A 15821-nucleotide genomic window follows, 5' to 3' on the forward strand; every position below is an offset into this window, starting at 1 on the left:
GGACAGTTTCCCTTGCCGCAGCTAGAGATGCAGACTTCAGCTCAGTCAAAGTTCGTCGCAAACTGCACCTCCAACACAAACTAGGGCAAATCCCCCTCACCCAAGGTGATGACGCAGACACCAGCCGCGCCGGATGCAAACTGCAGCCTCAACGCCGCCGAAGGAACATCTCCCTCGCCAGAGCTGACACCGCAGACACCAGCCGCGCCGGACTGAAAACTGCAGCCTCAAGGCCGCCGAAGGAACATCTCCCTCGCCAGAGCTGGCATCGCAGACATCAGCCTGCCCGGCCGACGACTCAGTGGGCGAAATGCCTTGCGCCAGTGAGGTAAAGCGTGATGCCGGCGTCGGTTGCCGCCTCGATGACCTCATTGTCGCGGATCGATCCGCCCGGCTGCACGATCGCCTTCACTCCACCTGCGGTCAGCACCTGCAGACCGTCGGGGAAGGGGAAGAATGCATCCGATGCCGCCACACTTCCGAGCGCACGCTCGCCGGCGCGCTGCACCGCCAGATGCGCGGAGTCGACGCGATTGACCTGCCCCATACCGACGCCAACCGACGCGCCGTCACTCGCCAACAGGATCGCATTCGACTTCACCGAACGGCATGCGCGCCAAGCAAATTCGAGGTCCGCCAGGGTTTCCGCGTCTACCGCTTCTCCGGTCGCCAGCGTCCAGTTGGCGGAATTGTCACCGTCGGCGTCGAGGATGTCGCGCTGTTGGAGCAACAGGCCGCCAGACACCGGCCGCATTTCGGCGCCCGCCCGTTGCGGAGGTTGAGCGCGCAACACGCGAATATTCTTCTTACGCGTCAACACCGACAACGCGGCATCGGCATACGACGGCGCGATGATCACCTCGGTGAAGATCTCGGCGACCTGTTCCGCCATCTCGACGCTGACCTCGGTGTTGGCTGCGATCACGCCGCCGTAGGCGCTGACCGGGTCACATTCGTGTGCCTTCCGATGCGCCTGCGCGATATCGTCGGCGACCGCGATGCCACAGGGGTTGGCGTGCTTGATGATCGCCACAGCCGGCCGATCGAAGTCGTATGCACTGCGCCATGCGGCGTCGGAGTCGGTGTAGTTGTTAAAACTCATCTCCTTGCCGTGCAACTGTTCGGCCGACGCGAGCCCACCGCCCTGCCCGCCGACGTAAAGTGCCGCACCCTGATGAGGGTTTTCGCCGTAGCGCAATACCGCCGAACGCTCCCACGTACCACCGATCCACGCCGGGAACGACGGCTGGCCAGCGACCGAAACCTCCGGTGCGACAATCGAACCCATCCACGAGGCGACCGCGACGTCGTAGTCGGCGGTATGGCGAAAAGCCTTGGCCGCCAACTGCTGTCGCTGCGCCAGCGTGAATCCGCCGGCCGCGACCGCCTCGGCAACCTCTCCGTACTCGGATGGATCGACCACGACGGCGACCGATGGATGGTTCTTAGCCGCACCGCGAACCATCGACGGCCCGCCGATGTCGATCTGTTCGATGCACTCATCGGGGGTGGCACCCGAAGCAACCGTCGCGGTGAAGGGGTACAAGTTCACCACGACGAGTTCGAATGCCGCTATGCCCAACTCGCCCAGTTGATTAAGGTGATCATCTTTGCGAGTGTCGGCCAGAATGCCAGCGTGGACACCGGGATGCAGGGTTTTGACCCGACCTTCGAGGCATTCCGGGAAGCCGGTGATCTCCGACACTTCGGTTACTGGGATAGATTCCGCGGCAATGGTTTTCGCCGTCGACCCGGTCGAAACCAATTCGACTCCCGCAGCGTGTAACGCGGCTGCCAGGTCGGTCAGACCGGACTTGTCGTACACGCTGATGAGCGCGCGGCGCACCGGTCGCCTGGTGGAATCTGCTGCGGTAGGAGAATTCACGGAATGTGGGCCTTTCGTCCGTCGGTAACGACGCCGCGGGCAGCGATCGCCGCCACTACGTCGGTAAGCAAAACGCGCTCAACAGCTTTGATGCGTTCATGCAGAGTCGCCTCGGTGTCATCAGGGCTGATGATGACCGGGGCCTGCGCCAGGATGGGACCAGTGTCGACCCCGGCGTCGACCAGGTGCACCGTGGTTCCGGTGACCTTGGCACCGTACGCCAGCGCATCGGCCACCCCGCGCGCACCGGGAAAGGCCGGCAGTAATGCGGGATGGGAGTTGATGATTCGCGCGGTGAAACGCGAAAGGAATTTCGCGCCAAGAATTTTCATAAATCCAGCGGTGACGACGTAGTCGGGCTCGAAGCCTGCGACGTATTCGGTGAGCGCGCGATCCCACTCGCCCCGATCTGGGTAATCGCCTAGGCGGACCGTCACCACCTCGATACCCCTCGCGGCGGCATGTTCGGCCGCATGACAATCTCGGTCGACGACTACTGCGGCCACTCGATAGGGAGAATCGTCGCCATCGGCCACATCGAGCAGAGCAGACATCAGTGATCCGGCGCCAGACGCCAGTACGACGATGGGTGTGCGCGGACCCGTCGGCAAAGATTGGGTAAGCGCATCGGTCACCCGACTAGCTTAGAACTTGACCTAGGAGCGTCTACCCGTGACCTCGGTTTCGTCCTCAAAGTAGTCAACGTCCTCGTAGTCATCGCGGCTCAACCCACGTCCACGCGCGGCCCGACCCGACTGCGATGTCGAGTCGTCGAATATCTGCGCGGTGATCTCCTCGTCGACCTCATCGGCTGCGGATTCCGGCCCGGCGAAGTCCTGCGGGTCGAAGTCATCGACATCGAAGTCATCGACGTAGTACTCGTTGTACTCGTCGGAGTCAGACGGCTCGTCCCCGTCAACCGACTCGTACTCGGCATCGTCATATTCGACGTCGTCGTACTCATATTCGACGTCGTCGACGCTCTCGGCTGCCCGCGCGGCCTTCGACGCCGGTGTCAGCGCGTTGACCAGCGCCACCAGCACTCCGGGCACTCCGATCGCGGCGAAGGTGAACACGCCAGCGACCGGCACACTCGTTCCGAATGTGCCCAATTCGCCGAGATCGCCGCTGCTGGCCCACGTCGCGAGCACCATGATCAACGCTGCGACCGCACCCGCTACTGCGACCGACCGCAGACTGCGGATCAGATCACGATCACGGCATCGCCACCCTACGTAGACTCCGACAGCTGCGGTGACCATGAATCCGACCGCGGCCGTCTTGCCTAGCTCACCGTCGGGCAGTACTGCCATCAGCGGCAGCGGCGGCACCGCCCCGCCATGTGCGTCGAGCAGGCTCAGCGATGCCAGCCCGACGTTGACGTCGGCGCCGACCAGTGCGGCGGCACCAGCCACCGCGAGGTTGGGCAGATACAGAACCGACAGGACGATCAACCCCAGATAGCCGTCGACTCCGTTCGCTTGAGCGATCAGTTCGGCAACCGCCGAATGCCGCACGATGAGCATCACGACGATGATCACGCCGACTACGCTGAGCAAACTGAGTATGGCGACGGCGCCGAGCCTGCAGGCGCGTGCGAGATCGTCTATCCGTATCGATGTAAGCCCGCGGGCACTGGCCCAGTCGCGCCAATGCACTCCGACGACCGCGATCGCAGTCGCCAATCCGTGGACCAGAACCGTGCATCCGAAAGCTGCCAACGGCGTAGGGCTCTGCACCGGCAATACCGATTGGCCGTCCATCACCACGGCCATCGCGAGCGCGGTGATCATCAGCGGACCACCGACTGCGGCAGCGAATAGCGCGCCAAGTTCGTAGACATTGCGGCGCTCACCGATCGCCGGTTTCACCGACTTCACCGCCAACACGACCAGGACGAGTGTCGGCAGCAACGGCAGTGCACCGAGGGTGACGCCGGCGATAGTGAGGGGCACCTGATGGATCGCCAGCCACGCGGACCCGACTGATACCCCGATTCCGCCGAATCCACCGCCGGCCGCGGCAACGGTGATCGAAATGATCACCGTCAGGGCGAGCACTATGGCAACGGGAAGGCCGAAGGCGACCAACACCAACTCTCGCGCCGAATTCTCCGATCCAGCCACCTGCGCGCGACGAATTTGCCGCAACTGGCGCAGTCGCGCCGCGAGGCTCTCGGATTTAGGTTCGGCAGGTTTGGCGCTCATCATCTTCGAGGGTGGCACGCCCGCCCGGCGACTCGAAGGGGGCGCGCCGCGCGGACCCAAGTTGTGACAGGCCAAACGCGCAAGATAAGCAGGAAGGGCCGCGCGGTTGAGATATCCGCGCGGCCCCTGATGGCAAAAGTGTCAGTCTCTGTTGAAGACCGTCGTCGCATTGCCCGAGTTGTCGGCGGGCGGTTCGGTCTGAGCCTGGCCAGCGGAATCGGACGGCGCCGACGGGTCGACCGGCGCACCGAAAGCCGTAGTCGGCGCGGCGGCGGGCTGGGGAGCCGACGTCGTGGCCGGGGCGTACGAGGTCTGCGCATACGGCGCAGCCTGCGACTCGGCTGCGGCCGGCTGGCCGTAACCTTGCGCGGTCGCCTGCGGCTGGGCGTAGCCCTGTGCGGGCGCGGCGGGTGCCTGCGTCTGGCCGTAACTCTGTGCCTGGCCGTAGGTCTGTGCCTGACCGTAAGTTTGCGGCGCCGAGTCGGTGGACGGAGTCTGCGCGACGGCGGGCGTCGCCGAAGGATCAGCGGTGGCGGTCGCCGAAGCCCCGGCTGCAGGTGCGACCTTGACCTTTTCCAGAGCCACTAGAACCCACAGCACAGCAACAGCGGCGATGACAAGAGTCAGGAATAGATAGATGTAGTCCCAGAACGTATTTCCCGCACCGGACAAATCGAGCAAGCTGTAGGAAGTATCGCTCGACTTCACCGCCACATAGATGACCTCATACAGCTTTTTGACAAAAGCCGCGATCGAGATCGCTCCGACGACCGTTGCCACCACCTTGGCGTCGATCTTGTCGCTCACCAGCGTAACGAGCGCAAGAACTGCGAGGATTACGCCCTCAAAGATGAAGTAGCCGTAGTGAAACAGGCCAAGCAAGAGGGTCACCGCACTGATACCCGCGACTGCGATTGCGAGAATCTGTCCGATATTCGCGGGCAGACCTTGGCTCGGTGGCTTCGGCTGGGTGTATCCCTGACCGTACTGTCCCGGCTGCTGTCCGTAGCCCTGCTGCGGCTGCTGACCGTACTGTCCCGGCTGCTGCCCGTAGCCCTGCTGCGGCTGCTGACCATACTGTCCCGGCTGCTGCCCGTAGCCCTGCTGCGGCTGCTGACCATACTGCCCCGGCTGCTGGCCATAGCCCTGCTGTCCATACTGCTGCTGGCCGTAGCCCGACCCACCCTGCTGGTAACTCATGTTTCAGACATCTCCTGCTAGACAGTTGTTCAAGGCACGACTCCCCGCGCCAGGTCGCTCGACTTCGCTGACCACGCTAATACATCTTCAGTTGACCACGTCGAGGCGACGCGGTCATCCACCCGAATGACCGCCACCGCAAGGCCGATGAGTTACCACTCGTGCGCTGCGCCTACCTGCGAAAACCACTGAATAAGCGCGTAATCGTCGACGGCGCGGGGGTCGATGTTCACATTGTCGCGACCTGCCAGAATCGCGGTGACCGGAACCTCCAGCTTCTTCCCGGTCTTGGTATGCGGAATTCCAGGCGCCAGCAGCACTTCGTCGGGCACGTGACGGCGTGAGAGCCTTGTCGCGACCGTCGACGCGATCTTCGAGATCAACGCGTCGTTGAGCGTCGCCCCGGGAATCAATGTCACGAATAACGGCATCCAGTACTTGCTGTCGGGTCCGTCGACGCCGAGGACGAAAGCTTCGGCGATTTCGTCGATCCCCTCGACCACCTCGTAGATATCCGCCGAACCCATCCGGATTCCATGCCGGTTCAGCGTCGCATCACTGCGGCCGTGAATAGCGAGCGAACCGCGTTCGGTCAACGTCACCCAATCCCCGTGCCGCCACACCGAATTCGACGGCGTGGTCCACTGATGACTGAAGTACGCGTCCCGATAGCGCGCTCCGTCGGCGTCATTCCAGAAGTACACCGGCATCGATGGCATCGGTTCGGTGATGACCATTTCGCCGACCTCGTCTCGCAGACTGGCGGTGTCGGGTGCCCAACTATCAAGTGCGACACCCAAATAGCGCACCGACAGTTCGCCGGCCACGACGGGTACGCCGGTAGATCCACCCGCGAACGCGGACACGACGTCAGTTCCGCCGCTGATCGACGACACCGGCAAGCCGGCCTTCACGTTGTCATCGACCCACACGAACAAGTCTGCGGCCAACGTCGATCCAGTGCTGCCGAGACACCGCAGAGCAGTCAGATCGTGGTCGACGCCGGGCTGTAGACCTGCTTTCCGCGATGCTTGTAGTTGTCCCGGACTCGTACCGAAATAGGTAACTTTCTCGTCGGCGACGATCGACCACATACGGTCTGCGCTGGGGTATAGCGGCGATCCGCTGTATGTGACTATCCTTGCACCGCAAAGCAATCCGGCGAGCTGGAAATTCCACATCATCCAGCTCAATGCGGTCTGCCAGAGGAAGACATCGCCTGGAGTCAGGTCACTGTGCAACCCGGCCGCCTTCAGATGCTCGAGAACCACGCCGCCGTGCCCGTGGACGATTCCCTTCGGCTTGCCCGTTGTTCCAGAGCTGAACAAGACCCAGAGCGGGTGGTCGAAGGCAACCTTCTCGGTCACCAAGTCCACGCCGTCATAGGCTCCGACCAGCGCGGCATACGACGACACGGGAATACGCCAGTCATCATGCGCCTCACCGATATTCACTACTTCGACGACACTCGTCAGCAGCTCGGCAAGCGCCATATTGTCCGCGCTCTTATCAATTTGCTTGCCGTTGTACAGATATCCGTCCGCGGTAAACAACACCTTGGGCGATAGTTGCGCCATCCGCCCGGCCGCTCCCTCGGGCGCATAGTCGGCTCCGCAACCCGAAAAGATCGCACCTATCGACGCCGTCGCCAAAAACGCCACCACCGCTTCGGGAATATCGGGAAGGTATGCGCAGACAACGTCGCCCACGCCGACTCCCGCCTGCCGCAGCGCCTGAGCCGCTGCGGCAATCTGGCTCGGCAATGCGGCCCAACTGATCTCGGTGCGCGCGCCACTCTCGTCGAGGCCGACTATCGCCGCGCCGGCCAGTCCGGAGTGTGCGACGACCTGATCGACATAGTTCAGGCGGACGGCCGGGAACCAGTGGGCGCCAGGCATAGTCGAGTCGGCTAACACATCGGATGGTTCGCGGCCCAGCGGAGATGCGGCGCGTTCGTCGAGACGGTAGTAGTCCCAGACCGCGCGCCAGAAACCCGCCAGATCATCCACCGACCATTGCCACAGTTCGTCGTAGCCAGTCAATTGTCGTCCCGATCGGGCCGAAGCCAGTTCGGCGAACTTCTCCATTTCGGTCGACATCAGCCCAGTCCCAGTAATTCGACTGCCTCGGTACGCATTTGCACTTTGCGGACCTTGCCGGTGACCGTCATCGGGAATTCATCGACCACGCGTACATACTTCGGGATCTTGTGGCGCGCGATCTGCCCCTCGGCGAATGCCCGCAGATCCTCGACGGTGAAGTCGGCGACGCCGTCCCGGAGCCGAACCCAGGCCATCAATTCCTCGCCGTACTTGCTGTCCGGCACACCGATTACCTGGGCATCGAGAATATCCGGATGGGTGTAGAGGAATTCTTCGATCTCACGCGGGTAGATATTCTCACCGCCGCGGATCACCATATCCTTGATCCGACCGGTGATTTGCACATAGCCGTTGTTGGCCAGCACCGCGATATCCCCGGTATGCATCCAGCCATCGGCGTCTAACACGTCGGCAGTCTTCTCCGGCTGGTTCCAGTACCCTTGCATCACACTGTATCCGCGCGTGCAGAATTCGCCGGGTTCACCGCGCAGGACTGTCTCGCCGGTCACCGGGTCGACGACCTTGATCTCCAGGTGGGGCCCGACCCGGCCCACGGTGCCGACCCGCAGTTCCAGCTCGTCGTCGGATCGAGTCTGGGTGGAGACCGGTGACGTCTCGGTCATGCCGTAGCAGATGGACACTTCGCTCATATGCATGCGATCGACCACTTGGCGCATCACCTGTTCGGGACACGGCGATCCCGCCATGATGCCGGTGCGCAAGGTCGACAGATCGAAGTCATCGAAGTTCGGCAATGCCAGTTCCGCAATGAACATGGTCGGCACACCGTAGAGGCTGGTGCACTGATACTTCTCGACGGCGGCCAGCGTTGCTGCCGGGTCGAAGGCCGGCGCCGGAATAACCATTGCCGCACCGTGACTCGTCGCGGCGAGGTTGCCCATCACCATTCCGAAACAGTGATAGAACGGCACCGGGAGACAGACCCGATCGGCATCGGTGTAGTTGATCAGTTCGCCGACGAAGTAACCATTGTTCAGGATGTTTCGGTGCGTGAGTGTCGCGCCTTTGGGCGCTCCGGTGGTACCGGAGGTGTACTGGATATTGATCGGATCGTCCGCACGGAGCGAGGCCGCAAGTTCGGCGACCGCAGTGCGGTCGCCATCGGACGGATCATTAAGTAGCGCTTGCCATTCCGTAGACTCAAAGATGACGACCGAGGCAAGATTCGACACTGACTCTCGTGCGCGATCGAGCATCCCGGGGTAGTCGGAGTCTTTAAATCTGGGGGCGGCGAGCACCATGGTGATGCCCGAGTGCCTGAGAGCGAAGTCAACTTCGGTCTGCCGGTAGGCCGGGTTGATATTGACCAGAATCGCGCCGATGGCCGCCGTCGCATACTGCACCATCGTCCACTCCGAACGGTTGGGCGACCACACGCCCACCCGATCCCCCTTTGCGACACCGGACCGCAGCAGGCCGGCGGCCAATGCCTCTACCTCTCGGTGCAATTCGCGATATGTCCAGGTCCGCCCGGTGGCGGCCTCGGCCAGCGCCAAGTTGTCGCCGAACTTGGCTACCGTCTCGGTAAAATTGCCGTAAATGGTGTCGTCCAATAGTGCCGGCTCGGCCTCGGCTCGTGCATAAGACAGCTCTGGGGGGTTGGAAGTCTGCGCGTTCACTTCGAAACTCTCTTATCCGATCGGTAGTGCATTGGTTGAGTTAGGACACCGCGTCGCTGATTCGGGCGAGTACGCTTTCGGCCTGCCGAAGCACCGGACCATCGATCATCTGACCGTTCAGGCTAAAAACACCGGGCGCGTCGTGAGCAGCGGCCAATATCTCTCGTGCCCAAGCGATTTCATCTGCATCAGGGCGGTAGCCCGAGCGGATGGTTTCAACCTGGGAGGGATGGATCGCCGCGGTCGCGGTAAATCCGAGCGCGACCGCGTCGCGGACTTCGGCAGCCAACCCGTCGACGTCGCCGATGTCGAGATGTACGGCGTCAATGGCAAATCGTCCGTACGCGGCGGCCGCAAGCCGCACCGACGCCCGGACATGACGAGCGACATCACGATAGGTCCCTCGCCGCTGTTCACCAGCACCGAAACGACTTGATTTGCCACCGAGACCCGCGATGAGATCTTCTGCACCCCACATCAATCCAATGCAGTTGGCGGCATCGGCGATCTCGTTGGCGCGTACCGCGCCGAGTGGTGTCTCGATAAGTGCGATGGACTGGAATCCGGTGGCGGTTACCGATTCTGGCGTCTCGGCCTTCGCCACCATGACCACGCGATAGTCGGTATCGGCAATCGCCGCGAGGTCGCGACGATGATCGCCGGTCGACGGCGGGTTTATCCGCACGATGACCCGATCTGGGTCCAACGGGTTGGCCGCCAGGGCATCACGAGCTGCCTGCCGATCCTCCGGTGCGACAGCGTCTTCGAGGTCCAAGATGACGACGTCGGCGCGGTCGAGAGCCTTGGCGTAGCGGTCGGGTCGATCGGCCGGACAGAACAGGAGTGCCGGCCCGGGCGGCAGCCAAGCGTTGACTCCGGTTGACGCACCTGCGATGGACATGGATCAGTTCCCTTCGGTTGACTTGGTTCCCCGTGGTTCCGCTCGCCCGCCGTCGCGGCTCGACTCGGGACGCTTGCGCACCAAAGTGGCCCGCGCGGCGCGCGCCACTACGACGCCGTCCTGGTTGCGGCCGACATGCACCAGGTTCACCACGCCCTCCCCCGGTCGCGACTTGGACTCACGTTTGCTCACGCACTCGGTCTCCGCGTACAACGTGTCTCCAGCGAAAAGCGGTGCGGGAAAGGCGACTTCAGAAAAGCCCAGATTCGCGACGAGTGTGCCCTGAGTCAGTTGGGATACCGACAGCCCGACGATAGTCGAGAATGTGAACATCGAGTTGATCAGCCGCTGCCCGCCGAATCCGGGTTGCCGCGCTGACCACGCCGCGTCGAGATGTAGCGCCTGCGTGTTCATCGTCAAGGTGGTGAACAGGACGTTGTCGGCTTCGGTGACTGTCCGGCCGGGACGATGTTCATAGATCGTGCCTTCACCGAATTCTTCGAACCATAAGCCGCGCTGGGTGATTCGAGTGGCACTCGCTCCGGTGGCCGGGTCAATTCCACCATCCCCGCTCACGCGAAACCCAGTTCTCGGGCGATGAGCATCAACTGCACCTCGGTGGTGCCCTCGCCGATCTCCAAGATCTTCGAATCACGGTAGTGTCGTGCCACCGGATACTCGTTCATAAAGCCGTAGCCGCCATGGATCTGGGTGGCCATCCGGGCATTGTCCATCGCAGCCTCCGAGGAGATCATTTTCGCGATCGACGCCTCCTTCTTGAAAGGCTTACCCGCCAACATCTTTGCCGCGGCGTCGTAGTAGGCCGTGCGCGAGACATGCGCGCGAGCCTCCATTCGGGCGATGGCAAAGGAGATCGACTGATAGTCACCGATTGCCCTGCCGAAGGACTGCCGTTCCTTGGCGTATTTCACCGACTCGTCCACACAGCCTTGCGCCACCCCGGTCGCCAGGGCGGCGATGGCGATTCGGCCCTCGTCGAGGATGTTCAGGAAGTTCGCATAGCCGCGTCCACGTTCACCGAGCAGATTCTCCTTGGGCACGCGAACGTCGGAGAATGACAGGGGATGCGTATCCGATGCGTTCCAACCCACTTTGTTATATGCCGGCTCGGCGACGAATCCGGCTGTGCCGCTTGGCACGATGATCGTCGAGATCTCTTTGCGACCACCACGACGGTCCCCCGTCGCTCCGTCCCGGGTCCCAGTCACCGCGGTGACCGTCACCAGCGAGGTGATGTCGGTACCGGAGTTGGTAATGAACTGCTTGGCACCGTTGATCACCCAGGAATCGCCGTCGTCGCTCGCGGTAGTCGCGGTGGCACCGGCATCGGACCCGGCACCCGGTTCGGTCAAACCGAAACCAGCAAGCGCCCGACCCGCCACCAGGTCAGGAAGGTAGGTCTCCTTCTGCTCGGCGGTGCCGAATTTGTAGATCGGCATGATGCCAAGGCCCACACCGGCTTCCAGCGTGATGGCCACCGACTGGTCGATCTTTCCGAGTTCTTCAAGGGCGAGCGCCAGGCCGAAGTAGTCACCGCCCTGACCACCGATCTCTTCGGGGAACGGTAGGCCGAATAATCCCAGCTGGCCCATCTGCGCGATCACGTCGTACGGAAAACTATGTTCCGCATCATGTTTCGCGGCGACCGGAGCAACCACCTGTCGCGCGAAGTCGCGGACGCTGTCGCGCAGGTCGGCGTATTCTTGGCTCAATTCCATTGTGGTGCTATGCCTTCTCTTCTTGGTTTTCCGATTCACTGGAGAGTGTGGCCTGTACCTGGGCCAGCAACTGATTGGCCTTGACCTTGTCGCCGACCGCGACCTTGACCGCGACAACGCCTTCGGTAGGTGCTCGGAGCGCGTGTTCCATCTTCATCGCCTCAACGACTACTACCACGTCGCCCGCTTTGACTTCGGCACCGTCGGCGGCCGAAACCGCAACGATAGTGCCGGGCATCGGCGAGGTGATGTCGCCAGCATGTTCGGTATCGACGTCGTCGGTGAGCACATGCACCGGTCGCAATGCCCAGGTACCCGTCGGCCCGGCAACCCAGCTCACGCCATCGGCGTCGACAGCGACCGACCAATGCTGGGCCAGGCCGTCAACGGTGAGCATCGTTTCGGTCGCGGATATGGTTGCCGACCAGGATGATTCGTCGTCGGCGGTTATTGTTGCCTCCGTCCACGTCGGGCCGGGCACCAGTTCGGAGACGAAGATGCGGGTGCCGTCGGTGACGGTGTGGCGCAGGGCGGCGGTGTCACCGATGCGCCAACCGATCGCGGTATGCCAGAGGCCGTGGTCTCGATACACCGGCTCGGCTAGCGCCTCGCCGGCACTCGACCAGCCAGAATGCGACCGACCCGACACTCCCTCGCCGGCACTCGACCAGCCAGAATGCGACCGACCCAACACCCCCTCGCCGGCACTCGACCAGCCAGAATGCGACCGACCCAACACCCCCTCGCCGGCACTCGACCAGCCAGAATGCGACCGACCCAACACCCCCTCGCCGGCACTCGACCAGCCAGAATGCGACCGACCCAACACCCCCTCGCCGGCACTCGACCAGCCAGAATGCGACCGACCCAACACCCCCTCGCCGGCACTCGACCACCGGGGTTGCGACCGACCACGGTCTCCCGTGGCTCCCCACCCGGTGGTCGAGTGACGCCGAGGCGCTAGCCGAGGTGTTGTATCGAGACCCTGGTGACCATCAAGCCCCGTCTGGTGCAGCGCGACCCGCGCCACCGCCACGGGATCCGTTGCGGGAGCGGCATAGTCGATGACGAGCCGATCGAGCAGTTCGGTATCCAGTTCTCCCGCAGCCACTTCCGGACGGGCCAGCACGAATCGGCAGAAGTCGATATTGGTGCCGACGCCGAGTACGTGGGTCCGGGACAGGGCGGCATCAAGCCGCACCAGCGCCGTCGCCCGATCATGGCCGTAGGCAATGATTTTCGCGAGCATCGGGTCATAATCCGAGCCAACCACCAACCCATCGCGCATCGCTGAGTCGGCTCGGATCGGACCGGCAGTCGGCGCATTCGGCGGTACCGGATGGTCCACGGCGACGATCGTACCGCCGGTCGGCAGGAATCCAGCCGCCGGATCCTCCGCGTACACGCGAGCCTCGACCGCATACCCGGTCAGCTGAATATCATTCTGCGACAGCGATAACCGCTCTCCGGCGGCAACGCGAATCTGCTGCTCCACCAGATCGACGCCGGTGATCATCTCGGTTACCGGGTGCTCGACTTGTAGTCGCGTATTCATCTCCATGAAGAAGAACTCGTCGGGTCGCCGTGCCGAGACAATGAATTCGACGGTGCCCGCGCCGACGTAGGACACGCTGCGCGCGGCGTCGCACGCGGCCTGGCCAATCCGCTCGCGCGTCGCCGCGTCCAACAGCGCCGACGGCGCTTCCTCGATTACCTTCTGATGACGACGCTGTAGAGAGCATTCGCGTTCGCCGAGATGGATGACGTTGCCATGCTGGTCCGCGAGGATCTGAACCTCGATATGCCGTGGTGTGTCAACGAAATGCTCGAGGAATAGGGTGTCGTCGCCGAAGGCCGCGGCCGCCTCGCGACGTGCGGTGACCAGTGCCGCCGCCAAGGCATCGGCATCTTCCACCCGGTGCATTCCTTTGCCACCACCACCCGCGGATGGCTTGATGAGCACCGGAAACCCGATCTCCGGTGCGGCAGCGATCAATTCATAATCGGTCAAGTCCGGCCGCGATAGTCCGGGCACTACCGGCACCCCACGTTCGACGACCGCAGCACGAGCGGAGATCTTGTCGCCCATCGTCGCGATCGCCGTCGCTGGCGGGCCGAGGAAAATGATCCCTGCGTCGGCCAGTGCGGCGGCGAAGTGCTGATTCTCGGACAGGAATCCGTAGCCCGGATGTACCGCGTCGGCGCCGGAACGTCGGGCGGCGTCGACGACGGCGTCGATGCGAAGGTAACTCTCGGCGGCGGGCGCGGGCCCGATCCATACCGAGAGGTCTGCGTCGCGCACATGCTGGGCGTTCGCGTCGGCGTCGGAGTACACGGCGACCGACTCGATGCCGAGCCGCCGCAAAGTGGCGATCACGCGGCACGCGATCTCACCTCGGTTGGCAATGAGGACGCGATTAATGGGTTTGGTCGATGTCGTTGTCATGTCATCACATCCGAAATACGCCGTAGCCGGCATCGGCCAGTGGCGCGTATCGAGTTGCCTCCAAAGCCAATCCGAGGATGGTTCGAGTATCGGCGGGGTCGATGATGCCGTCGTCCCACAGGCGAGCGGTGGAATAGTAGGAGTCCGACTGCTTATCGAATTGCTCGCGGATCGGCGCTTTGAATGCTTCCTCGTCGTTCTCGGACCATTGGTCGCCACCGCGCTCAATCTGGTTGCGGCGCACCGTACCCAGCGTGTCGGCCGCTTGCGGACCGCCCATCACCGAGATTCGCGCGTTGGGCCACATCCAGAGAAACCGCGGCGAATACGCGCGACCGCACATCGAATAGTTGCCCGCGCCGAAAGATCCACCGATCATCACGGTAAGTTTCGGGACGCGGGCACACGCAACGGCATTGACCATCTTGGCGCCGTTCTTGGCAATGCCGCCTTCTTCGTATTCGCGGCCGACCATGAAGCCGGTGATGTTCTGCAAGAACACCAGCGGGATACGACGTTGGTCGCAGAGTTCGATGAAATGGGCTCCCTTGAGGGCGGATTCGGAAAACAGGACGCCGTTGTTGGCGACAAAGCCGACCGGATGACCGTCGATCTTTGCGAACGCGGTCACCAGCGAGGTGCCGTAATTCGCCTTGAACTCTGTGTATTGTCCTCCGTCACTGAGGATTTCGATGACCTCGCGAACGTCATACGGGGTACGCGAGTCGGTTGGCACGACATCGTAGAGGTCACTCTGTGGACGCGACGGCGCGACCGGCGGCGACACCTCCCACTGTGCGGGCTCACGAGGGCCGAGGGTCGCGACGATTTCCCGTACCTTCGCCAATGCCTGCTCGTCGTTGTCGACGAGGTGGTCGGTGACGCCGGAGACGGACGAATGCATCGCGCCACCGCCCAGATCCTCCGCGCTGACGTCCTCGCCGGTGGCCGCCTTCACCAGCGGTGGGCCGGCGAGGAAGATCGTGCCCTGGTTGCGAACGATCACGGTCTCGTCGCTCATCGCGGGAACGTAGGCGCCACCTGCGGTAGATGAACCAAGCACCGCAGCGATCTGCGGAATACCGTTGCGACTCAGATTGGCCTGGTTGAAGAAGATCCGCCCGAAGTGATCCCGGTCCGGAAACACCTCATCCTGCTGCAACAACATCGCGCCACCCGAGTCAACGAGGTAGATACAGGGCAGGCGGTTGGCAGCGGCGATCTCCTGCGCGCGCAGATGTTTTTTGACAGTCACCGGATAGTAGGTGCCGCCGGAGACGGTGGCGTCGTTCACGATGATCATGCACTCGCGCCCGCTGACCCGCCCGACGCCCGCGATGACACCCGCACACGGCACCTTGCCGCCGTACATCTCGAAAGCTGCCAGCGGCGCGACCTCCAGGAAGGGAGACCCGGTGTCCAGGAGCAGGTCCACCCGGTCGCGCGGCAGCAGTTTGCCGCGAGAGGTATGACGTTCGCGGGCCTTCGCACCCCCGCCTGCGGCAGCGGCGCGCAACCGGTCGTGCAGGGTGGCGACGTTTGCTTCGTGGGTGGATCGCCACTGCGCAGCGGGCCTGGCTGCGGGGTCGTCGAATGTGCTGGTCACCGATAACCTTTCAGTTACTAGTCATTAACTGAATGCAGTCTAGGTGACTGCCACCACACTTGTCACCTAGAACGCCAATTCTTCCATCCAGCGTG

The 15821-nt window shown here is 62.9% G+C and carries 11 protein-coding genes; all 11 read right to left on the minus strand.

What is annotated here, in order from left to right; translation table 11 throughout:
- Positions 1 to 298: 298 nt before the first annotated feature.
- The 11 genes from purH to AAFP29_RS16985 all read right to left on the minus strand — a co-directional run bounded on the left by purH (position 299) and on the right by AAFP29_RS16985 (position 15726).
- Positions 299 to 1885, minus strand: a complete 1587-nt coding sequence (purH, locus tag AAFP29_RS16935; protein WP_419218556.1) for a bifunctional phosphoribosylaminoimidazolecarboxamide formyltransferase/IMP cyclohydrolase — start codon at positions 1883 to 1885, stop codon at positions 299 to 301.
- Positions 1882 to 2520: a phosphoribosylglycinamide formyltransferase gene (purN, locus tag AAFP29_RS16940; RefSeq protein ID WP_419218557.1), complete on the minus strand. Its 639-nt coding sequence runs from the start codon at positions 2518 to 2520 to the stop codon at positions 1882 to 1884. Before purN ends, purH begins: the two co-directional genes overlap by 4 nt.
- A gap of 21 nt (positions 2521 to 2541) precedes the next feature.
- Entirely contained in the window at positions 2542 to 4092 is a 1551-nt protein-coding gene (locus AAFP29_RS16945; RefSeq protein WP_419218558.1) for a DUF6350 family protein, read from the minus strand.
- 141 nt (positions 4093 to 4233) lie between these two features.
- Positions 4234 to 5292, minus strand: a complete 1059-nt coding sequence (locus tag AAFP29_RS16950; protein WP_419218559.1) for a hypothetical protein — start codon at positions 5290 to 5292, stop codon at positions 4234 to 4236.
- 152 nt (positions 5293 to 5444) lie between these two features.
- Positions 5445 to 7391: an acetoacetate--CoA ligase gene (locus AAFP29_RS16955; RefSeq protein WP_419218560.1), complete on the minus strand. Its 1947-nt coding sequence runs from the start codon at positions 7389 to 7391 to the stop codon at positions 5445 to 5447.
- Positions 7391 to 9034: an AMP-binding protein gene (locus AAFP29_RS16960; RefSeq protein WP_419218561.1), complete on the minus strand. Its 1644-nt coding sequence runs from the start codon at positions 9032 to 9034 to the stop codon at positions 7391 to 7393. Before AAFP29_RS16960 ends, AAFP29_RS16955 begins: the two co-directional genes overlap by 1 nt.
- A gap of 40 nt (positions 9035 to 9074) precedes the next feature.
- Complete coding sequence (locus tag AAFP29_RS16965) at positions 9075 to 9935, minus strand: HpcH/HpaI aldolase/citrate lyase family protein (protein ID WP_419218562.1); 861 nt, start codon at positions 9933 to 9935, stop codon at positions 9075 to 9077.
- Between the two features lie 3 nt (positions 9936 to 9938).
- Entirely contained in the window at positions 9939 to 10511 is a 573-nt protein-coding gene (locus AAFP29_RS16970) for a MaoC family dehydratase (protein WP_419218563.1), read from the minus strand.
- Positions 10508 to 11674, minus strand: a complete 1167-nt coding sequence (locus AAFP29_RS16975; protein ID WP_419218564.1) for an acyl-CoA dehydrogenase family protein — start codon at positions 11672 to 11674, stop codon at positions 10508 to 10510. Before AAFP29_RS16975 ends, AAFP29_RS16970 begins: the two co-directional genes overlap by 4 nt.
- Positions 11675 to 11681: 7 nt before the next feature.
- A complete protein-coding gene (locus AAFP29_RS16980) occupies positions 11682 to 14120 on the minus strand; it encodes a biotin carboxylase N-terminal domain-containing protein (protein WP_419218565.1) in 2439 nt (812 codons plus the stop codon).
- A gap of 4 nt (positions 14121 to 14124) precedes the next feature.
- Positions 14125 to 15726: a carboxyl transferase domain-containing protein gene (locus AAFP29_RS16985; RefSeq protein ID WP_419218566.1), complete on the minus strand. Its 1602-nt coding sequence runs from the start codon at positions 15724 to 15726 to the stop codon at positions 14125 to 14127.
- Positions 15727 to 15821 lie beyond the last annotated feature (95 nt).

This window comes from Gordonia sp. CPCC 205333 (assembly GCF_048537885.1).
Taxonomy (GTDB): Bacteria; Actinomycetota; Actinomycetes; order Mycobacteriales; family Mycobacteriaceae; genus Gordonia.